16 protein-coding genes are annotated in these 21,518 nt (G+C 73.7%); 4 read left to right on the top strand and 12 right to left on the bottom strand.

Annotated elements, in window-relative coordinates; all coding sequences use genetic code 11:
- Positions 1 to 133: 133 nt before the first annotated feature.
- The 11 genes from cydD to hisC form a co-directional block, all read right to left on the bottom strand.
- On the bottom strand, positions 134 to 3,562 hold the full coding sequence (cydD, locus tag ACQ614_RS19245; RefSeq protein ID WP_431679760.1) for a thiol reductant ABC exporter subunit CydD: 3,429 nt from the start codon (positions 3,560 to 3,562) through the stop codon (positions 134 to 136).
- Positions 3,562 to 4,569 (bottom strand): cytochrome d ubiquinol oxidase subunit II, encoded by a 1,008-nt coding sequence (cydB, locus tag ACQ614_RS19240; RefSeq protein ID WP_431679759.1) that lies wholly within the window; start codon positions 4,567 to 4,569, stop codon positions 3,562 to 3,564. Before cydB ends, cydD begins: the two co-directional genes overlap by 1 nt.
- 13 nt (positions 4,570 to 4,582) lie before the next feature.
- Positions 4,583 to 6,124: a cytochrome ubiquinol oxidase subunit I gene (locus ACQ614_RS19235; RefSeq protein ID WP_431679758.1), complete on the bottom strand. Its 1,542-nt coding sequence runs from the start codon at positions 6,122 to 6,124 to the stop codon at positions 4,583 to 4,585.
- 263 nt (positions 6,125 to 6,387) lie between these two features.
- Positions 6,388 to 7,446 carry a sensor histidine kinase gene (locus ACQ614_RS19230; protein WP_431683964.1) on the bottom strand — a complete coding sequence of 353 codons (1,059 nt, stop codon included), beginning with the start codon at positions 7,444 to 7,446 and terminating at the stop codon, positions 6,388 to 6,390.
- 516 nt (positions 7,447 to 7,962) lie between these two features.
- A complete protein-coding gene (locus ACQ614_RS19225; RefSeq protein ID WP_431679757.1) occupies positions 7,963 to 8,721 on the bottom strand; it encodes a response regulator transcription factor in 759 nt (252 codons plus the stop codon).
- A gap of 120 nt (positions 8,722 to 8,841) precedes the next feature.
- The gene (locus ACQ614_RS19220; protein ID WP_431679756.1) at positions 8,842 to 9,507 is read right to left on the bottom strand and encodes a VC0807 family protein; all 666 of its coding nucleotides are present in this window, start codon (positions 9,505 to 9,507) and stop codon (positions 8,842 to 8,844) included.
- A 137-nt stretch (positions 9,508 to 9,644) separates the two neighbouring features.
- Positions 9,645 to 10,289: a hypothetical protein gene (locus ACQ614_RS19215; RefSeq protein ID WP_431679755.1), complete on the bottom strand. Its 645-nt coding sequence runs from the start codon at positions 10,287 to 10,289 to the stop codon at positions 9,645 to 9,647.
- 16 nt (positions 10,290 to 10,305) lie between these two features.
- On the bottom strand, positions 10,306 to 11,508 hold the full coding sequence (locus tag ACQ614_RS19210) for an ABC transporter permease (protein ID WP_431679754.1): 1,203 nt from the start codon (positions 11,506 to 11,508) through the stop codon (positions 10,306 to 10,308).
- Positions 11,505 to 12,281: an ABC transporter ATP-binding protein gene (locus ACQ614_RS19205; protein WP_431679753.1), complete on the bottom strand. Its 777-nt coding sequence runs from the start codon at positions 12,279 to 12,281 to the stop codon at positions 11,505 to 11,507. Before ACQ614_RS19205 ends, ACQ614_RS19210 begins: the two co-directional genes overlap by 4 nt.
- Entirely contained in the window at positions 12,281 to 13,663 is a 1,383-nt protein-coding gene (locus ACQ614_RS19200; protein ID WP_431679752.1) for an efflux RND transporter periplasmic adaptor subunit, read from the bottom strand. The genes ACQ614_RS19205 and ACQ614_RS19200 overlap by 1 nt, the downstream gene beginning before the upstream one ends.
- 239 nt (positions 13,664 to 13,902) lie before the next feature.
- Positions 13,903 to 14,982, bottom strand: coding sequence for a histidinol-phosphate transaminase (gene hisC, locus ACQ614_RS19195; protein WP_431679751.1), 1,080 nt, complete (start codon positions 14,980 to 14,982; stop codon positions 13,903 to 13,905).
- A gap of 340 nt (positions 14,983 to 15,322) precedes the next feature.
- On the opposite strand from hisC, the gene ACQ614_RS19190 reads away from it, so the two are divergent.
- The 4 genes from ACQ614_RS19190 (at position 15,323) to ACQ614_RS19175 (ending at position 20,019) form a co-directional block, all read left to right on the top strand.
- Positions 15,323 to 16,495: a LacI family DNA-binding transcriptional regulator gene (locus tag ACQ614_RS19190; RefSeq protein WP_431679750.1), complete on the top strand. Its 1,173-nt coding sequence runs from the start codon at positions 15,323 to 15,325 to the stop codon at positions 16,493 to 16,495.
- Positions 16,496 to 16,658: 163 nt separating this feature from the next.
- Positions 16,659 to 17,867 (top strand): metallophosphoesterase, encoded by a 1,209-nt coding sequence (locus ACQ614_RS19185; RefSeq protein WP_431679749.1) that lies wholly within the window; start codon positions 16,659 to 16,661, stop codon positions 17,865 to 17,867.
- Positions 17,868 to 18,105: 238 nt separating this feature from the next.
- Positions 18,106 to 18,951, top strand: coding sequence for a hypothetical protein (locus ACQ614_RS19180; protein ID WP_431679748.1), 846 nt, complete (start codon positions 18,106 to 18,108; stop codon positions 18,949 to 18,951).
- 138 nt (positions 18,952 to 19,089) lie between these two features.
- A complete protein-coding gene (locus ACQ614_RS19175; protein ID WP_431679747.1) occupies positions 19,090 to 20,019 on the top strand; it encodes a glycerophosphodiester phosphodiesterase in 930 nt (309 codons plus the stop codon).
- A 91-nt stretch (positions 20,020 to 20,110) separates the two neighbouring features.
- On the opposite strand, the gene ACQ614_RS19170 is transcribed toward ACQ614_RS19175, so the two are convergent.
- Positions 20,111 to 21,502: a VWA domain-containing protein gene (locus tag ACQ614_RS19170; protein ID WP_431679746.1), complete on the bottom strand. Its 1,392-nt coding sequence runs from the start codon at positions 21,500 to 21,502 to the stop codon at positions 20,111 to 20,113.
- Positions 21,503 to 21,518 lie beyond the last annotated feature (16 nt).

The raw sequence follows: 21,518 nt of genomic DNA, 5'->3' as shown, positions 1-21,518 counted from the left end.
CGTAGCTCCGCAAGGGAGCGCCCTCAGGGCTCGCCACCAGGGGCGCACCGTGAGCGCGAGGGTGCCCGCTCTCGGATTGCGCAGTTCCCCGCGCCCCTGCGGGTCAGCCTGCCCCTGGCCGGCTCACTGCCGGTCAGGGCTGGAGGGCGAGTTCTCGGTGGAGGAGGGCGGCGAGGCGGGTGTCGGGGCGGGTGGTGAGGTCGGACCAGCGGCCGCGTTCGGCGATGCGGCCGCGGTCGAGGACGAGGACCTCGTCGACGGTGGTGTCGTCGAGGCCGGCGAGGCGGTGGGTGATGAGGAGGGTGGTGCGGCCTGCGGTGGCGGCGAGCAGGTCTGCGGTGAGGGCGTCGGCGGTGGGCAGGTCGAGGTGTTCGGCGGGCTCGTCGAGGATCAGGACGGGGAAGTCGGCGAGCAGGGCGCGGGCGAGGGCGAGCCGCTGCCGCTGGCCGCCGGAGAGGCGGGCGCCGTGTTCGCCGACCATGGTGTCGAGCCCGTCGGGGAGGGTGTCGACCCAGGGGAGCAGGCGGGCGGCGGCCAGTGCGTCCCGGAGGGCGGCCTCGTCGGCGTCGGGCCGGGCGAGCCGGAGGTTCTCCCGCAGGGAGCTGTCGAAGACGTGGGCGTCCTGGGCACAGAGCCCGACGACCCGGCGGACGTCCTCGCCGGTGAGGGCGCGGGTGTCGACGGCGTCGGGGCCGAGGGTGATGCTGCCGGCGCTCTGGTCGAGGAACCGCAGCAGGGCGTGGGCGAGGGTGGTCTTGCCGGAGCCGGAGGGGCCGACGACGGCGATCCGGCGGCCGGGGGCGAGGTCGAGGTCGATGCCGTGCAGGGCGTCGGTCTGCTGTCCGGGCCAGCGGGCGGTGAGGCCGCGGACGGTGACCGGCAGCGGGTCGGCGGGCAGCGGTCGGGGGTCGGCGGGTTCGGTGACGGGTTCGGGGGCGGCGAGGACCTCGTCGAGGCGGGCCCGGGCGGTGCGGCTGCGCTCGCGGAAGCGGACGGCGGTGGGCATCCCGGCGACGGCCTCGAAGGCGGCGAGCGGGGTGAGGACGACGACGGCGAGGCAGACGCCGGGGAGGGCGCCGGTGGCGACGCCGTACACGCCGGCGGCGGCGGAGAGGACGACGGTGAGGCCGGTGACGAGGGCGGTCAGCCCGGCGCCGAGGGCGGCGCCGGCGGCTGAGCGGGCGGCGAGGCCGGTGAGGTCGGCGTCGGCGCGGCGGACGGCGGCGAGCCGGCCGGGGAGGGCGCCGGCGACGGTGAGTTCGGCGGTGCCGGTGAGGGTGTCGACCACGGAGGCGGTGAGCGCGCCGCGGGCGGCGGCCTGCCGGCGTTCGGCGCGGCCGGAGATCAGGGCGGCGAGGGCGGGGACGGCGGCGCCGGCCAGCAGCAGTCCGGCGGCGAGGACGGCGCCGGCGGCGGGGAGCAGCAGGCCGAGGGCGGCGGCGGAGCCGGCCGAGACGAGGACGGCGACCGCGGCGGGCAGCCGCCAGCGCAGGTGGTGGTCCTGGACGGCGTCGACGTCGGCGACGAGGCGGGCGAGCAGGTCACCGCGGCGGTAGGCGGGGAGGCCGGTGGGGGCGAGCCGTTCGAGGCGGCGGTAGACGGCGACGCGCACCCCGGCGAGGGCCTTGAGGACGGCGTCGTGGGAGACCAGGCGTTCGGCGTAGCGGAAGACGGAGCGGCCGATGCCGAAGGCGCGGACGGCGGTCACGGCGACCATCAGGTGGAGCACCGGCGGCATCTGGGAGGCGCGTGAGATCAGCCAGCCCGAGGTGCCGAGCAGGGCGACGGCGCAGCCGAGGGCGAGGGTGCCGAGCAGGACGGCGGCGGCCAGCCGGGGCCGGGTCGGCGGCCGCTGCTCGGGCTCGTCGTCGTCGGCGGCGGGCCGGACGCGGGTGCCGGGCCGGGCGGGGGCCTCGGGCAGGGGTGCGGCGGGGGTGTCGGCGGCGGGGCCGGGCAGGTGGTGGATGCGGTCGGCGGTGTCGAGGAGGGCCGGCCGGTGGGCGACCAGCAGGACCGTCCGGGTGCCGTGCAGGGCGCGGACGGCGTCGACGACGGCGGCCTCGCTGGCGGGGTCGAGGTTGGCGGTGGGCTCGTCGAGCAGCAGCAGGGGCCGGTCGGTGAGCAGGGCGCGGGCGAGGGCGAGGCGCTGGCGCTGTCCGGCGGACAGGCCGCTGCCGCCCTCGCCGAGGAGTGCGTCCGGGTCGGCGAAGTCGAGGGCGTGGGCCGCGGCGAGGGCGGCGCGGACCTCGTCGTCGGTGGCCCCGGGCCGGGCGAGCCGGACGTTGTCGGCGACGGTGCCGGCGAACAGGTGGGGGTGCTGGGGCACCCAGGCGATCTGCTGCCGCCAGGCCGCCGGGTCGAGGTCGGCGAGGTCGTGGCCGCCGATCCGGACGGTGCCGGCGTCGGGGCCGACCAGGCCGAGCAGGACGGCGAGCAGGGTGGACTTGCCGGCGCCGCTGGGGCCGGTGAGGGCGGTGGTGGTGCCGGGCTGCAGGGTGAGGGTGGCGCCGTCGAGGGCGGGGGCGCTGCGGCCGGGGCGGGTGACGGTGACGCCGTCCAGTTCGATCTGCGCGTCGGCGAGCGGCGGGACGGGCCGGGTGCCGGCGGCGGGCAGCGGGGTCTCCAGGACGTCGAAGACCTGTCCGGCGGCGGTGAGCCCCTCGGCGCTGGAGTGGTAGAGCGCGCCGACCTGGCGGATCGGCAGGTGGACCTCGGGGGCGAGGACGAGGACGAGGAGCCCGGTCTCCAGGTCGAGGCTGCCGTCGACGAGCCGGAAGCCGATGGAGACGGCGACCAGGGCGACCGAGAGGGTGGAGAGCAGTTCCAGGGCGAAGGAGGAGACGAAGGCGATCCGCAGGGTGCGCAGGGTGGCGCGGCGGTGGTCGTCGGTGATCCTGGCGATGGTGCGGGCCTGGGCCTTGGCCCGGCCGAAGACCTTGAGGGTGGGCAGGCCCGCGACCACGTCCAGGAAGTGGTGGGAGAGCCGGGCGAGGTGCTGCCACTGCCGGTCCATCCGGGCCTGGGTGGCGAGGCCGATGAGCACCATGAACAGCGGGATCAGCGGCAGGGTGACGGCGATGATCGCGGCGGAGACCCAGTCGGCGCCGAGGATGCGGGCCAGCACGACGGCGGGGACGACGACGGCGAGGGCGAGCTGCGGGAGGTAGCGGGCGAAGTAGTCGTCGAGGGCGTCGATGCCGCGGGTCGCGAGGGCGGCGAGTTCTCCGGTGCGGCGGCCTGCGAGGTACTCGGGGCCGAGGGCGGTGGCGTGGTCGAGCAGCCGTCCGCGGAGGGTGGACTTGACCCGGGCGACCGAGCGGTGGGCGGTGAGTTCGGTGAGCCAGGCGACCGCCGCCCGCCCGGCCGCGGTGGCGGCCAGGGCGAGCAGCGGCCCGGTGAGGTCGTACCGGTGCTGCTGGAAGGCGCGGACGACGATCTCGGCGATCAGTCCGGCCTGGACGACGACCAGGACCGCGCCCGCCCCGCCGAGCAGGACGGAGCAGACGAGGAAGGCGCGGGTGGCGGCGGCGTACCGCAGCAGGCGGGGGTCGACGGGCTTCATCAGTGCTGCACTGCCGCGGGGATGTGCTGGACGCCGATCCGGCGGCGGAACACCCAGTACGTCCAGCCCTGGTAGAGCAGCACGATCGGGGTGAAGACCACGGCGACGACCGTCATCACCTTGAGGGTGTACGGCGAGGAGGCGGCGTTGTCGACGGTGAGGCTGAACGCCGGGTTCAGGGTGGAGGGCATGACGTCGGGGAAGAGGGCGAGGAAGAGCATGGCGGTGGCGGCGGCCACGGCGGTGCCGGAGAGGGCGAACGCCCAGCCCTCACGACCGAGCTGATTGGCGGCCAGGGCGCCGGCCAGGGCGAGGACGGCGACCACCAGGGCGGCGAGGCTCCAGGCGTCGCCGGAGTCGGCCTGGGTCCAGATCAGGAACGCGGCGGCGAGGACGGCGGTGGCGATGCCGAGCTGCAGGGCCTGGGCCCGGGCGCGTTCGCGGATCTCGCCGACGGTCTTGAGGGCGGCGAACACGGCGCCGTGGAAGGTGAAGAGCACCAGGGTGGTGAGCCCGCCGAGGATCGCGTACGGGTTCAGCAGGTCCCAGAAGGTGCCGGTGTAGTTCTTCTGCGCGTCGATGTCGACGCCGTGCACGATGTTGGCGAAGGCGACGCCCCACAGGAAGGCGGGGACCAGGGAGGTCCAGAAGATGGCCTGCTCCCAGTTGCGCTGCCAGCGCTCCTCGGTGCGCTTGGCCCGGTACTCGAAGGCGACGCCGCGGACGATCAGGCAGACCAGGATGACCAGCAGCGGGATGTAGAAGCCGCTGAAGAGGGTGGCGTACCAGTCGGGGAAGGCGGCGAAGGTGGCGCCGCCCGCGGTGAGCAGCCAGACCTCGTTGCCGTCCCAGACCGGGCCGATGGTGTTGATGAGGACGCGCCGCTCGGTGGTGCTGCGGGCGAGGGTGCGGGTGAGGATGCCGACGCCGAAGTCGAAGCCCTCGAGGAAGAAGTAGCCCGTCCACAGGACGGCGATGAGGATGAACCAGAGGTCGTGGAGGTGCATGCCGTTTCCGTCCTCAGTAGGCGAAGGCGAGGGGCTTGTCGGCGTCGTCGCCGTCGGACGGTCCGCGCAGGACCGGGTCCTTCGCGGGTGGCTGCTCGGAGGTGTCCGGGCCCGGCTTGGCGTACTTGACGAGCAGTCCGACCTCGACGACGGCGAGGATCGCGTAGAGCGCCGTGAGGGTGATCAGCGAGGCGGTCTGCAGGCCGACGCCGACGCTGGGGGAGGAGGCGTTGGCCGTCTTCATCAGGCCGAAGACCACCCAGGGCTGGCGGCCCATCTCGGTGAAGATCCAGCCGAAGCTGTTGGCGATCAGCGGGAAGCCCATGGTGAGGATGCCGATCCGCCAGCTCCACCGGGTGAAGAAGGTGTTCATCTCGCGGTGCTTGGTCAGCATCAGGCGGGGCGGTTCGTCGTCGCCGGTGCGGTACTCCTCGGCGAGCCAGAACTTCCGCCGGGTCGTCCAGAGGCCGATCAGCGCGGCGACGAAGGAGGTCATGCCGAAGCCGATCATGAGGCGGAAGCCCCAGTAGGTGACGAAGATGCTGGGGATGTAGTCCTCGGGCTGCCCGCCGTACTTGGCGGCCTCGGCCTCCGCGGTGTCGTTGATGCCGGGGACGGCGGTGGAGAAGTCGCTGTGGGCGAGGAAGGACAGCAGTCCGGGGACCTCCAGCTCGACCGAGTTGCGGCCCTGGGAGACGTCGCCGACCGCGAAGATCGAGAAGGGGGCGGGCGCCTGGGTGTCCCAGAGCGCCTCTGCGGCGGCCATCTTCATCGGCTGCTGCTCGAACATGACCTTGGCCAGGGTGTCGCCGCTGACGGCGGTGCCGAGGCCGGCGACCACGGCCATCACCAGGCCGACCCGCAGCGAGGTGCGCATCGCGGCGGTCTTCCTCCGGTCCTCCACCTTGCCCCGCTTGGCCTTCCACAGGTGGTACGAGGCGATGCCGACCACGAAGGCGGCGCCGGTGAGGAAGGCGGCGGTCAGGGTGTGGAAGACCTGGACAAGGGTGGTGTTCTGGAACAGGACCCGGGCGATGTCGGTGAGCTGGGCCTTGCCGGTGGCCGGGTCGATCCGGTAGCCGACCGGGTGCTGCATCCAGGAGTTGGCGGCGAGGATGAAGTACGCCGAGAGCGCGGTGCCGATCGCCACCATCCAGATGCAGGCGCAGTGGATCTTCTTCGGCAGCCGGTCCCAGCCGAAGATCCACAGGCCGATGAAGGTGGACTCGAAGAAGAAGGCGATCAGCGCCTCCATGGCGAGCGGTGCGCCGAAGACGTCGCCGACGAAGCGCGAGTAGTCGGACCAGTTCATGCCGAACTGGAACTCCTGGACGATACCGGTGACCACGCCCATCGCGATGTTGATCAGGAAGAGCTTGCCCCAGAACTTGGTGGCGTGGAAGTACTTCTCCTTGCCGGTACGGACCCAGGCGGTCTCCAGGCCGGCGACGGTGGCGGCCAGGCTGATCGTCAGCGGGACGAAGAGGAAGTGGTAGACGGTGGTGATGCCGAACTGCCATCTCGCCACGGTCTCGTGGGCGACTGCTAGGTCCACAGCGCTCTCCTGACAAATGTGCCCTTGCCGGACAATCGGGTGTCTAGCACGCATCCGCGTCGAAGCATGCCAAGCTTGTCCGCTTGTGAACGTGAACACGTTCACAAGCGCAGTATGCACCACCCCTACATCGGGAGATGCGGCGGGGTGTGGTTTTGCGTCCATCGGATGATCCGACGGAATCCGGAGGCCTCACAACCGGCAGCCGGGAGGGCCGGTTCGACGTCCCGGCACTTGACAGCGCCGGGCAGCGGGCCTGCGGGTCAGAGCTGGCGGGGCAGCAGCACCTTGAACGCGGCGCCCGCGCCGGGCGCGGTGTCCAGCGTCAGCGTGCCGCCGTGCGCGCCCACCAGCGCGGAGGCGATGGCCAGGCCGAGGCCCGCTCCCCCGCCCTCCCGGCGGCTGCGCGAGGCGTCCACCCGGTAGAACCGCTCGAAGACGAGGGAGGCCTGATCGCCCGTCATCCCCGGGCCCCGGTCGGCCACCTCCAGCAGGCAGCGGCCGTCCACCGATCCGACGCCGATCCGCACCGCGGTGCCCGCCGGGGTGTGCTTGACCGCATTGCCGACCAGGTTGGTGACGACCTGGCGCAGCCGCGACTCGTCGCCGAGGACGGGCGCGGCCTGCGGTGCGCCGGAGCCGTCCGGTCCGGTGAGCGAGACGGGGCGTCCCGGATCGAGGGCGGTCAGGTCGTGCAGTGCGTCCGCGGCGAGGGTGCGCAGGTCCATCGGGGCGAGGTCGAGCGGGCGCTCCTCGTCCAGCCGGGCCAGCATCAGCAGGTCCTCGACCAGGCCGCCCATCCGGACGGCCTCCGCCTCGATCCGGTCCATCGCCCGGTCGGTGTCCGGCAGCGCCCCCATCCGGTGCAGTTCGGCGAAGCCGCGGATGCCGGCCAGCGGGGTGCGCAGCTCGTGCGAGGCGTCGGCGACGAAGCGGCGCATCCGGGCCTCGGACTCGGCGCGGGCCGCGAAGGCCGCCTCGATCTGCGCCAGCATCCCGTTGAGCGCCGCGGACAGCCGGCCGACCTCGGTGCCGGGGGCGAGTTCGGGCATCCGGTGGGAGAGCTCGCCGGAGGCGATCCGGGCGGCGCCCTCCTCGATCCGGCGCAGCGGGCTCAGCCCGGCCCGGACGGCGAACAGCCCGAGCACGGCGATCAGCAACAGGACGACGCCGCCGATCGCCAGGAACGCGGTGCGCAGCCGGTGGACGGTGCCCCGGACGTCGTCCAGCGAGACCGCCACCAGTACGTAGGAGGGCAGCGGTTGGGCCTGGGGGGCCGCGGCGGTCGTGCCGGGGGCGGCGCTCGGGGCGGCGCCCGGCATGCCGACGGCGGCGGACGGGTCGACCGGCAGCACCAGCACGCGCCATTCGCCGCCGCCGTGCTCGGCCGGGACGTCGAAGGCGGTGAGCCGGCTCTGCTCCAGTCTTCGGCCGGTGAGGCCGGTGAGGGAGGGCGCGCCGTCGGATTCGCTGACCGGCTGGCGCAGCACCGTCTCCACCGCGCCGTCCGCGCCGAGGTACTGGACGACGTACTGGCTGGGCAGGAACTGGTTGATCCGGCGGCCCGCGCCGGCCCCGGCGCCCTGGCCCGCGCCGTCGCCCTGCTGGCCCGCTCCGGCCCGCTGGCCGGTGCCCTGGCCCGGGGTTTGCTGTGTCCGGCCGGGGACGCGGCGGGCGAGCGGCTCGCCGAAGCGCCGCAGCTGCTGGTCGGTCCGCTCGATCAGCTGGTTCTGGACGGTGCCGATCACCAGGGTGTCGCTCACCACCAGGCCGGTCGCGACCAGCAGCAGGGCCAGCACGAGCAGCCGGACGCGCAGGGAGAGCCGGGCCAGCACGGGTCAGGCCTGCTGGGGCCGGCGCAGCGCGTAGCCGATGCCGCGGACGGTGTGGATCAGCTTGGGGCCGTGCACGGCGCCGCCGGAGTCGAGCTTGCGGCGCAGGTAGGAGATGTAGGACTCGACGATGGAGAGGTCGCCGCCGAAGTCGTACGCCCACACGTGGTCGAGGATCTGCGCCTTGGACACCACCCGGCCGACGTTGGCCATCAGGTAGTGCAGCAGCTTGAACTCGGTGGGGGAGAGCGAGACCGTCCGGCCGCCGCGGGTGACCTCGTGGGCGACCGGGTCGAGGGTGAGGTCCGCGACGATCAGCCGGCCGTCCTCGGCGGGGCCGCCGGCCCGGCGGAGGATGGCCCGGATGCGGGCGATGAGCTCCTCCAGGCTGAACGGCTTGGTGACGTAGTCGTCGGCGCCGAGGGCGAGGCCCTGCACCTTGTCTCCGGTGCCGTCGCGGGCGGTGAGCAGCAGGACGGGCACGTGCTCGCCCGCCGTCGGCCACTGGCTCTGGTCGCGCAGCCGCTCGACGACGGTGAAGCCGTCAAGGTCGGGCAGCATCACGTCGAGGACGACGAGGTCGGGCCGCTCGGCGGCGACGGCGGCGAGGGCCTCCTCGCCGGTCGCCGCCGACGCGACCCGGAATCCGGAGAAGCGCAGGCTGGCGGAGAGCAGTTCGCGGATGTTCGGCTCGTCGTCGACGACGAGGAGGAACGCCTCACCGGGAGCGGCCGCCCCGCCTACGGTCTGTACTGTCCCTGACACGTGCCCTGCGCCTCCCGGTCCTCACGAAATCTTCTCATCGGACGATAGCCGGGGAAGGCTATGCGGGGTTGATGAAAGTTTGATGATTGTCGACCCCGTCATCGTAAGCGGTCCCCCGGGCTACCCCGCGGCCGCCGCCGTCGCCGCGGCCGCACGGGCCCGCGCCCGCTTGGCGTAGAGCACCGTCCACACCGCCAGGGCGGCGGTGGTGCCGTAGGCCAGCACCGGGTTCAGGGTGACCATCGCACCTGTGGACAGCGTGTAGGAGAGGGCGACCCGCAGCAATGCCTCGGCGACGTACGCGGCGCCCCAGCCGACCGTCAGGTTGCGCTGCACCCGGCGGAAGCCCTCGAACTGCCAGAGCCCGTTCCAGCGGGCCAGGCCCTCGGCACTGCCGTCGGTGCCGAACTTGCGGCCGAAGTAGAACATCAGCGGCCTGGGCGCGGCCAGCGACGCCAGGCAGACCACCCCGAACAGGCCGGTGACCAGCGAGTCCTTGACCAGCAGCAGCCGTGCCGAGTTCGGGCCGACCAGGGTCACCAGCACGGTGATGCCCAGGAAGACCAGGGTGATCGCGGCGAACTCGTCGATCCTGCGGTGCCAGGCCAGGTAGACCACCACGTCGACGATCGGCCACAGGCCGGAGAGCAGCAGGGCCGTCACCTCGCTGTGGCCGTGCTCGACGAGCTGGTTGTAGGTGAGGATCGGCGCCACGATGTTCAGGCCGATCGTCAGTATCCAGCCCAGCGCGGTCGATCCGCTGCGGTCAGGCTTGTTCCCCGACACGGTTTCCCCCGAATTCTCTGTACATGTCGAACCTCGGCAGCCTAGGTGATGCCGCGTCAGACCTGCCAGGAAAGAAAAGGTCAAGGAGACGGGCGGGCCCGGACCACCGGTCCGGCCCCGCCCGGGTTCGGGGGGGGTCAGCGGCTCCCGGTGCCGCCGACCGCAGCGGCGCCGGTGCCGCGGGCACCGCCGAAGCCGCCCGCGGCGGCACCCTCGGTGAGCTGGGTGGCGGTGTAGCCGCCGTCGGCGCCCTTCTGGCCCAGCACGGTGACGGTCTGTCCGGGCTGCAGGTCGGAGACCTTGCCCTCCTTGTTCAGGGTGACCTTGGTGGAGTCCCCGGTGGTGACCTTGACGGTGTTGCCGGAGGCGTCGGTCAGGTAGACGGTCGTCCCGTCGACGGAGGCGACGGTGCCCCGGGTGAAGCCGGCGTTCTGCCCGCCGCCGGGCACGGCACCGCCCGCCGCCGCGTTCCCGTTCCCGGCCCGGCCGCCGTAGCCCCCGAGGCCGCCGTAGCCCCCGAAGCCGCCCGGGCCACCGGCGCCCTGGCGGCCGGCGGCGACCTGGCCGCCCCCGGCCCCGTCGCCCTTCTGGAACCACACCCCGCCCGCGAAGGACAGGGTGGCTATCACCGCGCCGGCCAGCACCAGGGTGGGCCAGGGCAGGCGGGGGCGAGGCGGGGCGGCGAGTTCCGCGGCGATGTCGCGGGCGTCGGGCGCGGTGCTGAGCAGCTCGGTCGCCTCGACCGGGCCGAGGGGGCGGCCGGGCTCGTTCTCGCTGGTCATGTCGGATGCTCCTGGGTCACTCGTGGCGGAGGGCTTCGATCGGGCGCAGCGAGGCGGCCCGGCTGGCGGGGTAGCTGCCGAAGAACAGTCCGATGGCGACGGCGATGCCGAAGGCGCCGAGGACGGACTCCGGGATGACCACCGGCTCGATGCCGACGATCGTGAAGTGCGAGCCGATCAGGCCGGCGGCGACGCCGAGGCCGGCGCCGGTCACCGAGAGCAGGGTGGACTCGGTGAGGAACTGGCCGAGGATGACGGCGCGCGGGGCGCCGAGCGCCTTGCGGATGCCGATCTCCCTGGTCCGCTCGGTGACGGTCACCAGCATGATGTTGGTGATGCCGATGCCGCCGACCAGCAGCGAGATCGCGGCCACCGCGCCGAGCAGCACGGTGAACGTCTTGGTGGTGGACTCCCGGGCGGTGAGCAGCGAGGTCTGGCTGCTGATCCGGAAGTCGGCCTTGGTCGGGTCGGTGATGGCGTGGGTGCCCATCAGGATCCGGGTGATGTCGCTCTGCGCCTCGGTGGTGGCCTCGGCGGAGGCGGCCTGCACCATGATCTGGTTGACCGAGCCGAAGCCGGTGAAGGCGTTCTGCACGGTGGGCAGCGGGGCGATCACCACGTCGTCCGGGTCGTTGAAGCCGGTGGAGCCCTTGGCGGTGAGCACGCCGACCACGGTGAACGGCGTCCCGCCGATGACGATCCGCTTGCCGACCGGCTCCTCGGTGTCGAAGAGCTGCTTGGCCGTGGTGGCGCCGATCACCGCCACCTTGCGGGAGTTGAGCACGTCGTCGTTGGAGAAGTAGTCGCCGTCCCTGACCTTCTGGTTGGCGGTCTCGAAGTAGGCCGGGTAGGTGCCGACGATCGAGCCCGGCTGGTACGAGATGTTCCCGTACAGCGCGGTGCCGGTGGTGGTGACGACCGGCGCCACCGACTTGATCGACTTGGCGTCGGCGTCGGTGGCGAGCGCCTTGGCGTCGGCCACGGTGAGCGCCTTGGCGGCCGTGGCGGACCCGCGGCCGGCGTTGGAGGAGACGGTCAGCGCGTTGGTGCCGAGCGAGGTGATGGACGCCTTCACCGCCTCCGACGAGCCGTTGCCGACGGCGAGCAGCAGGATCACCGAGGCGACGCCGATGAGCACGCCGAGCATGGTGAGCGCGGAGCGGACCTTGTTGGCGACCAGGCCGCCGACCGCGAAGCGGATCATCTGCCAGAGGATCATGCGGGCACCTCCGCGGCGAGGGCGGGCGGCGGGCCGTCCACCGGCGCGCGGCGGACGTCGTCCACGATCGCGCCGTCGACCAGCCTGAGGACCCGCTTGGCGTGCCGGGCGACCTCGTCCTCGTGGGTGATCACCACGACGGTGCGGCCGGAGGCGTTGAGCCGGTCGATGATCGCCAGCACCTCGGCGGTGGAACGGGAGTCGAGGTTGCCGGTCGGTTCGTCGGCCAGCAGCATGGCGGGCGCGGTGACCAGGGCGCGGGCGACCGCGACGCGCTGCTGCTGGCCGCCGGAGAGCTCGTTGGGCTTGTGCCCGGCGCGCTCGCCGAGGCCGACCAGCTCCAGCGCGGCCAGTGCCCGGCGGCGCCGTTCGGCGGCCCGCACCCCGGCGTAGGCGAGCGGCAGCTCGACCTGGGCCAGGGCGGTGGTGCGGGGCACCAGGTTGAACGACTGGAAGATGAAGCCGATCTTGCGGTTGCGCACCAGCGACAGCCGGCCCTCGTCGAGGTGGCCGACATCGGTGCCGTCGAGCAGGTAACGGCCGGAGGTCGGCACGTCCAGGCAGCCGAGGATGTTCATCAGGGTGGACTTGCCGGAGCCGGAGCTGCCCATCACGGCCACGTAGTCGCCCTCCTCGATGTCGAGGCTGACGCCCAGCGGCTCGCCGGTCCCCGGTGCCGACGGGCCGCGCAGCGCGTGCACGGCGGAGTCGCCCTGGCCGTACGACTTGGTGACCCGGCTGATCCGGATCACCGGGGGCTTGGTGGCGGCCATCAGCGGGTGCCGCCGCCGGTACGGGTGCCGCCGGTGCTGCGGGCACCGCCGCCGCCGAGGCCGCCGGCTCCGCCCGCGGTGCCGAGGCCGCCGGCCGCCCCGCCCGCGCCCGGGAAGGCGCCGTTCGGGAAGCCGTTGCCGGTGGCGGCGGTGGTGGAGGTCAGCTCGACCTTGTCGCCCTCGGCGAGGCCCTCGACCACCTGGACGGTGGTGTCGCCCTCGATGCCGACGGTGACCGACACCCGCTCGGTGGAGCCGTCCTCGTGGACGAGGGTGGCGGTGCGGGAGCTGCCGGTGCCGGCCAGCGCGGCGGTGGGCACCGAGAGCGCGTTGTCGGCCTCGCCGACGACGACCGAGATGGTGGCGCTCAGGCCGGTGCGCAGCTTGCTGGTGTCGCTGGTGATCTGCAGCACCGCGCCGTACTGGACGGCGCTGCTGCCGTTGCCGCCGGAGGAGCTGGGCAGCGAGCTGACGGACAGCACCGTGGCGTTCAGCTTGGTGTCGGACTGCGCATTCAGGGTGACGGTGGCGGACTCGCCCTTCTTGAGCTTGAGCGAGTCCAGCTCGGAGAAGTTGGCGGTCACCTGCATGCCGCTCGGGTTGGTCAGCACCACGAAGCCGCTGGGGGTGGTGGAGGAGGACGTGCTGCTGCCCGTGCCCGTGCCGCTGCTGCTGCTCTTGCTGCCGGTGCCCGAGGCGCCGCTGCCGGAGGAGCTGCCCGTGCCGCTCACGGTGTCGCCGACCTTGCCGGCGACCGAGGCGACGGTGCCGTCCGCGGTGGCCTTGAGAGTGGTGCCGTCGAGGGCCGCCTCGGCATTGGTGAGGGCCGTCTCGGCGGAGTCCACCTGCTGCTGGGCCTGGGCGACCTGGGCGGCGTCCACCTTGGTGGTGGTCGTGGTGGTCGGCGTCTGCTGGGCGCTGCTGCCACTGCGGCCGCCGGTGGTGCCGGCGGTCGATCCGCCGGAGCCGCCGGACATGGTGGTGACGGTCTCACCGGCCTTGGCCTTGGTGAGATTGGCCTTGGCGGTGGCCAGTGCGGCCTCGGCGGCGTCCACGTCCTGCCGGGCGGCGGTGGTGTCGACGGTGGCCAGCACCTGGCCCTTGGTGACGGCGTCGCCGACGGCGACCCTGACCGAGGTGAGCCGGCCGCCGGTGGTGAAGTCCTGGCCGGTGTCGGAGGGCGAGGAGAGCGTGCCGGAACCCGACACGGTGGCCAGCACCGTGCCCTTGGCCACGGTGGCGGTGCGGACGCGGGTACCGCTCGCGGCAGAGCTGGTTCCGGAGTCCACGGTGGTGTACGCCAGCGCGGCCCCGCCGACCAGGGCCACACCGAGCGCGGAGTTGACGAGGACGGCACGGCGCCGTCGCGGGAGCACCTTCATGGCGGACAGCTTCGCCCCGTGCTCTTTCCGCTTCCTGGCGCCGTCCTGGGAGCCTGCTGAGCCCTCCGATGCGGACAATCGCGGCAAAGCATGCCTGCCGGGCGGATCCCTCTACCTGCCGGGGATGAAGCGTTGATCCGTCTCCCAGTGAGTTCCCAGCGTTTGTCCGCCGCTTTCTGAACCGGCACGGGAAGGGGCCCGCCGCCGTGGCCGGCGGCGGGCCCCTCCGGGCGGACGGCTCAGAGTTCCTTGCGGAAGGCCTCGGCGGTCGCCAGGAAGATGTCGTTGCCGGCGGTCTCGCCGATCGACACGCGGACGCCCTCGCCCGGGAACGGCCGCACGACGACCCCGGCGGCGGCGCAGGCCGCGGCGAAGTCCACCGTGCGCTCGCCGAGCCGCAGCCAGACGAAGTTGGCCTGCGACTCGACGGCCGTCCAGCCCTGGGCGCGCAGCGCGGCCAGCACCCGGGTGCGCTCGGCCACCAGCGACTCGACCCGCTCCAGCAGCGCCTCCTCGGCGCGCAGCGAGGCGACGGCCGCGTCCTGGGCGAGCTGGCTGACGCCGAACGGCACGGCGGTCTTGCGCAGCGCGGTGGCGACCTGCTCGTGGGCGACCGCGAAGCCGACCCGCAGGCCCGCCAGGCCGTACGCCTTGGAGAAGGTGCGCAGCACGCAGACGTTCGGCCGGTCGCGGTAGAGGTCGATGCCGTTGGGCACCTCGGCGTCCCGGATGAACTCGATGTACGCCTCGTCGACGACGACCAGGATGTGGCCCGGGACGGCGTCGAGGAAGCGCTCCAGCTCGGCGCGGTGGATCACGGCGCCGGTGGGGTTGTTCGGGTTGCAGACGAAGATCAGCCGGGTGCGGTCGGTGACGGCGGCCAGCATGGCGTCGAGGTCGTGCTCCTCGTCCGCGGTGAGCGGGACGGGCACGGGGGTGGCGCCGGCCACCTGGGTGATGATCGGGTAGGCCTCGAAGGAGCGCCAGGCGAAGATCACCTCGTCGCCGGGGCCGGCCGTGGCGAGCACCAGGGACTGGGCGACGCCGACCGAGCCGGTGCCGGTCGCGATGTGCTCGGCGGGGACGCCGAAGCGCCGGGCGAGCTCCTCGGTGAGGCCGGTGACGGCCATGTCCGGGTACCGGTTGAACGAGCCCGCGGCGGCGGTGGCCGCCTCCAGCACGCCGGGCAGCGGCGGGTACGGGTTCTCGTTGGAGGACAGCTTGTACGCGTCGGCACCGGCCGGCTTGCCCGGCTTGTAGGTGGGGATGCCGTCCAGGGTCGGCCTCAGCCGGGGCCCCTGCGCTGCGGTACCGCTCACGGTCGTTCTCCTTCTGTGCTCTCTTGGGCGCACGTGCCGGGCCGCGCACGCCGGGTTCGCCGATCCCGCGCCGCCCCTCGCCACACACCCGCGCCACCCCGGTCGGGTGCCCCGCACGATACCGGCCGGGCTCACCCGTGCGGGTGAGATGCACGATCGGGTTACGGGTGCAGATCAGCCATTCTGCCGCGTTCCGACGGCACATGTCAGAGGCGAGAGGCCCGAATCGGCGCAGGTATCGAAGGGTGCTATCCGTCCCGACTCTTGGAGAAACGTATCTTCAGACCGGTGGCCGGGCCCGGTCACAGCCCGCTGTCATGCGCCATACGATCGGTCCGCCATGACAGCAGCAGCCAACCAGAGCGGTCGGCGGTCCACCTCGCGGCGCCTGGAGCGGGCCGGCATCCGGGACGTGGCGGCGGCCGCCGGAGTGTCGATCACCACGGTCTCGGACGCCCTCAACGGGAAGGGCCGCCTGCCCGACGAGACCAGAAGCAGGGTGCGCGAGGTCGCCGAGCGCCTGGGCTACCGGCCCTCCGCGGCCGCCCGCACCCTGCGCACCGGCCGCTCCGGCCTGATCGGCCTCACGGTCACCACCTACGGCGAGGAGCCGTTCACCTTCACCGAGTTCGCCTACTTCGCCGAGATGGCGCGGGCGGCCACCAGCGCGGCACTCGGCCGCGGGTTCGCGCTGGTCGTCCTCCCGGCCTCCTCCCGGCACGACGTCTGGAGCAACATCGCCCTGGACGGCACGGTGGTCATCGACCCGCCCGACCAGGACCCGCTGGTCACCGAGCTCTACCGCTCCGGCGTGCCGGTGGTCAGCGACGGAAAGCCGGGCAACTGCCCGGTCACCGCCTGGGTCGACAACGACCACGAGGCCGCCGTCCTCGACATCCTGGAGCACCTCTCCGAGGCCGGCGCCCGCCGGATCGGCCTGCTCACCGGCACCAGCACCGACACCTACACCCGGCTCTCCACCGAGGCCTACCTCGGCTGGTGCCACCGGGTCGGCCAGGAGCCGGTCTACGAGACCTACCCCGCGCACGACCCGGCCGCCGGCGCCGTCGCCGCCGACCGGCTGCTCGCCCGCCCGGACCGCCCCGACGCGGTGTACGGGCTGTTCGACCCGAACGGCACCGACCTGCTCGCCGCCGCCCGCCGCTACGGCCTGCGGGTCCCCGACGACCTGCTGCTGGTGTGCTGCAGCGAGAGCGACGTGTACGCCGGCACCGAGCCGCCGATCACCACCCTCTCGCTCAAACCGCGCAAGATCGGCACCACCGTGGTCAACCTGCTGATCGACGCCATCGAGGGAGTCGACTCCGGCACCGGCGCGGCCGCCGGCGGGCGCGGCGAGGGCGCGCGGCTCTTCCCGCCGCGCTTCCGCACCGCGGGGACGGGCCCGCCGCCCGGCACCCTGATGCCCACCGAGCTGATCGTCCGGGCCTCCTCCCAGCGGCGCAGCCCCCGCAGGACGGTCAGCCCGCCCCGCACCCCGGGCGAGGTGTAGGGGTGCCGCCCAAGGCACTTGGGCACCCCACGGGGGCGCGGCCCACGACCGGAGTGCGAGGACGCCCCGGAGACCCGGACCGCGCCCGCGCCCGTGACGCTCCGAATGATTGGATGCCCACCAGGTGAGGACGGCGGGAGAGTGGTCTTCCTATGATGGTCGAATGACACCCGAGGACCGCTTCCCCGGGCCTGAACAGCCCCACTCAGGCCCCCGCCATCACCAGGACCTCGACGTGCTCCCGTACGGCACCTACTACGAGCCCGCCGAGCCGCCGGCGGGCTACGGATACGACGAGACGTACAGCGGCTACGGCGGCGCCCACTACCTCGAGCAGCACTGGCACGCCCCGGGGCACCCGGCGGATCCGCACGCCCCGTCCGGCCACGACGCCACCGTGCAGCTCGGCACCCTGCACGCCGCCGGGCACGACCCGGCGGCCGCCCAGGAGCAGGCGCAGGCGCCCGCCGTGCCCCGCGAGGACCCGCCGACGATCGAGCTCGGGCCTCCGCTGACCGAGCAGCCGGTCAACTTCCCGTACCCGCAGCCCGAGCCCGGCGAGGCCCCCGGCCCGCTGTACGTGATCGGCGACGTGCACGGCTACCTCGACGAGCTGCTCGCCGCGCTGCGGCAGGCCTCCCTGATCGACGCCGAGGGCCACTGGGCCGCGGGCCGTTCCCGGGTCTGGTTCCTCGGCGACTTCACCGACCGCGGCCCGGACGGCATCGGCGTGATCGAGCTGGTCATGCAGCTCGCCGCGGAGGCCGCCGCGGCCGGCGGCTACTGCCGCGCCCTGATGGGCAATCACGAACTGCTCTTCCTCGGCGCCGCCCGCTACGGCGACGAGCCCGTGCAGTCCACCGCCGGCACCGCCTCCTTCCTCGCCGCCTGGCGCCTCAACGGCGGCCAGCAGCACGACCTGGAGCGGCTGGAGTCGCACCACATCAGCTGGCTCTCCCGGCTGCCCGCCATGGCGCTGGAGGACGGCCACCTGCTGCTGCACTCCGACACCACCGCGTACCTGGAGTACGGCGACTCGATCGCCGAGGTCAACGACGCCGTCCACGACCTGCTGGCCGACGAGGGCGTCGACGAGTGGTGGGACTGCTTCCGCCGCTTCACCAAGCGCTTCGCCTTCCGCGGCGAGAACGGCCCGACCGCCGTCCACGAGCTGCTCGCCGCCTACGGCGGCTACCGCGTGGTGCACGGCCACAGCCCGATCCCGTACCTCACCGGCGCGGTGCACGCCGACGACGGCGCCCCGCCGCACGTCCCCGGCCCGTACATTTACGCCGACGAGCTGGCCATCGCGATGGACGGCGGCGTCACCATGGACGGCCGGCTGCTGATCGCCCGACTGCCGGTGAACTGAACTTCCGCCGGACCTGTCCTGACCCTGTGTCAGGACAGGTCCACGGAAAGTCGGAACACGGGCTGAACGACCGCCGACCGAGCACCTGACTACCGTCGAAAGCACTGAAAATCCGGAAAGCGACTGTCTGAGTCTCGGTGGTCACCCCTACCATCGAGGCACCGCGCAGCCGCCCGCCCGCCACCGGGCCGCCGCGCCGCACCAGTCCACCTCCGTGAATCAGCGGAACGGGGTCCCCATGACCGACGCCCCGCACCTGCTCGCCGAGGACCGCCCGGACTACGAGCGCATCCTCGACGAAGCACTGCGCGACGGAACCATCCTCGAAGCACTGAGCGCGCCCGAACCCCACCTCAACACCGAGCAGCTGCGCACCAAGGCCATGCTCAACGCCGGCGCGGTGGCCTCGGCCGCCGCACCGGAGTACCGCCACTACATCGGCCTGCGCGACGACCTCAGACACGCCCCCGCCGCCGAGGGCACCGGCCTCGGCGGCGAGCTCTCCGGACGGCTGCGCTCCGACGAAGGGGCCGGACTCTTCCCGGTGCTCACCGTGCTCGCCCCCGTCCTCTCCTGGGCCGCGGCCGCCCTGCTGCTGGCCATCGGCTACCTGCTGCGCGCCGTCCGGCCCGCCCTGCCGCTCGGCCGCAGCGTGGTCACCGCAGGCTGGGCGGCCATCGCGGTGGGCACCGCAGCGATGGCCGTCGGCATCGTCGGCCTGCTGCTCACCGCCCTGCGGGACGGCTCCGCCGGGCCCGCCGGACAGGACCCGAACCTCGCCGCCGACGTCGCCGAGGCCCGCCGGGCCTGGCACACCGCCCTGCTCGAACGGGCCCTGCTCCCCTACCTGTACGACAACCTGGGCTCCGACCCGGCGCTCTCGCCGCAGCCCGCCGGGCGGCCGGTGCCCCCGGACCTGCTCAGCCCCGGATACAGCCGGCCCGGGTACAGCAGCGCGGGGTTCAGCAGCCCCGGAGTGGAAGGGCTCACCGACCCCGAGGGGCGGGAGCCCCGGACGGCCGAGTTCACCGGGCCCGGCTACACCCCGCCCGGCTTCACCGGGCCCGACGAGGTCTCCCCCTGAGGCACCGCCGCACCCCCCGCCGCTCCGTCAACCGGCGCCCCGGCGGCTCACCCGGACGGGGTGTCATCCTGCTCCGAGCGGCGCACATCACTCGTGGCCCGCAGAACCGAACGGACCCACCGGCCCATCATCCCCGGCATGAAGACCTCTCCGCGGACCGTGCGGGCCGCAACGGTGGTCGCCGCCACCCTGGTGATCACCGCCTTCGTGCTGCCCGCCGACAGCCTCCGCACGGGCAGTGCGCGGGGCGCCGACCGCCCGGCGGCACCGCCCGCGGCCGTCCCGCCGCCCGCCCTGGACGCGACCGCAGCCGGCGTGCTCGCCGCCGCCGTGCCGCCGGTCGGCCTCCGCTGCCCGTCGCTCGCCGTGGTCGGCCACCGGGGCGCCCCGCGCGCCGCCGCCGAGAACACCATGGCCGCCTTCCGGGCCGCCCTCGACGGCGGCGCGGACTGGCTGGAGACCGACGTGCAGACCACCCGGGACGGCGTCCCCGTGCTGATGCACGACGCGACCGTCGACCGGGTCACCAACGGGCACGGCAAGGTCTCCGAGCTGACGGCAGCCCAGATCGCCGCCCTCCGGGTCACCGTCGGCCCCGGCCCGGCTCAGCCCGTCCCCACCCTGCAGGAGCTGCTCGACGAACTCGCCGGCACCTCCACCCGGCTGCTCATGGAGATCAAGGAGCAGCGCAGCCCCCAGGACGCGGCCCGGATCGCCCGGATCGCCGCCGCGGGCGGGGCCGACGTGGTGCTGTACTCGTTCTTCCCCGCGCTCCTGCAGGCCGCCCACGAAGCCGCCCCGGAGCTGCCCGTCGTCCTCCTCCAGGGCGCTTTCCTGTCCAACGACCCCGGCCGGCTGCGGCTGGACGCCATCGCCCTCGACGAACAGCTCGCCACCCCCGAACGGATCGCCCGCGAGCACGCCGCGGGCCGACAGGTCTACGTGTGGAAGCTCGACCGGGAGACCGCCTGGAGGACCATGGCCGACCGGCACGCCGACGGCCTGATCACCGACGTCCCGGCGGCCGCCCGCACCTGGACCGACGCCAACTGCCCGCCGGTGCTCTGACGGCGCGTGGGGCGGGCCTCGCCGCCGGGCCCTGCGGCGGGAGCCCGGCGGCCGAGTGCCCGGCTGGTGGCCAGTGGCCAGTGGCCAGTGGTCAGTGGTCGTGCAGGATGCCCGCCCGGCGGGCGGCGGCCAGCCAGGACGGGAACTCCGTCAGCAGCCGGTCGTAGAGCTCGGGGTCGGAGATCGAGTCGATGTCGTCGACGGCGAAGAAGCCCACGTTGTCGACCCGCCGGCCGGACAGCGTGTCGAACCGCTCCAGCACGCCGTAGTCCGCCTGCCCGAGCCCCACGAACTGCCAGAAGACCGGCTCCTCGACGGCCTCCCGCAGCTCCTGCTCGATCGCCGCGTTGCGGTAGACCCCGCCGTCGGAGAAGAACAGCACCAGGGTCGGCTCGGCCGTCGGATCGGCCCGCACGTGGTCGCGGACCTCGGCGATGACCTTCTGCTCCTCGTTCTGGATGCCCACCATGCGCATGTCAACCTGGCCCGGCAGCAGGCCGCGCCGCGGCTTCTTCGGCCGCCCGAAGAGGGTCAGCTCGCCGACCCGCACATGGCGGGGAATCCACTCCGCCAGCTCGGCGAGGTGCAGGTCCGGCAGCCGGGCGGGGTGGGTGGCGAAGGTCCACGCGGACATCCGGCCGTCCTCCGCGAGCTGGGCGGCCACCGCGGCCATCCGCTCCACCACCCCGGCCACCGTGCCGCGGCGGTAGAGCCCGGCCATGGACCCGGAGGCGTCCAGCACCAGCACCACCCGGGCCCTGACGCCCGCCGCGCCGTGCTTCTCCAGGCTGACCGCGACCTGCTGCTTGCGCAGCGAGAGCCGCTTGCGCAGGTCGATCGGCAGCGCGTCCTCCGGCGCGGCCCGGCCGGGCTCGGGCTCGGGTACGGGTACGGGTACGGGCGGGACCGGCGCGGTGGCCGGCGCCGGTGCGGGCGGGACCGGGGCCGGAACGGGCTCCGGCGCGTCCGTGGCGGCGGGCGGCGGTTCGACAGCGCCGTAGTCGGCGGTCAGGCCGGCCCACCCGTCGGCGTACCCCTGGCCCACCGCGCGGAACTTCCACTGGCCGGCCCGGCGGTACAGCTCGCCGCCGACGATCGCGGTCTCCCGGGTGGCCGCCATCGGGAAGCGGGCCGCCTCCGCGCCGGTCCGAGCATCCGTCAGCACCAGCTCCAGGGTGCCGAGTCGGCCGAGGGTGCCGCCGTCGGCGGTGGCGCAGAGCAGAATCCGCTCGATCTGCGCCGGGAGCGGGGCGAGATCGGCCTCGACGGCGCCGCCCCCGGCCGACCGCACCCGCCCGGACGGGTCCGCCGGCCGGCCGCCGCCCACCACGCCGTCGTCGGCCACCCGGCCGTCCGCACCGAGGAGCAGCGCCCAGACCCGGACGTCCGGCCCGCCGGGCGGCTGTGCCCAGGAGAAGGCCGCCCGCACCGACGGCGCCGCGACGACCAGATTGGCGCCCTTGCCCAGCGAACTCGAGGTCATCCCGCCAGTCTGCCAA

This window comes from Kitasatospora dryopteridis (assembly GCF_050749075.1).
Taxonomy (GTDB): domain Bacteria; phylum Actinomycetota; class Actinomycetes; order Streptomycetales; family Streptomycetaceae; genus Kitasatospora.
This window is presented reverse-complemented; position numbering and strand designations above follow the sequence as displayed.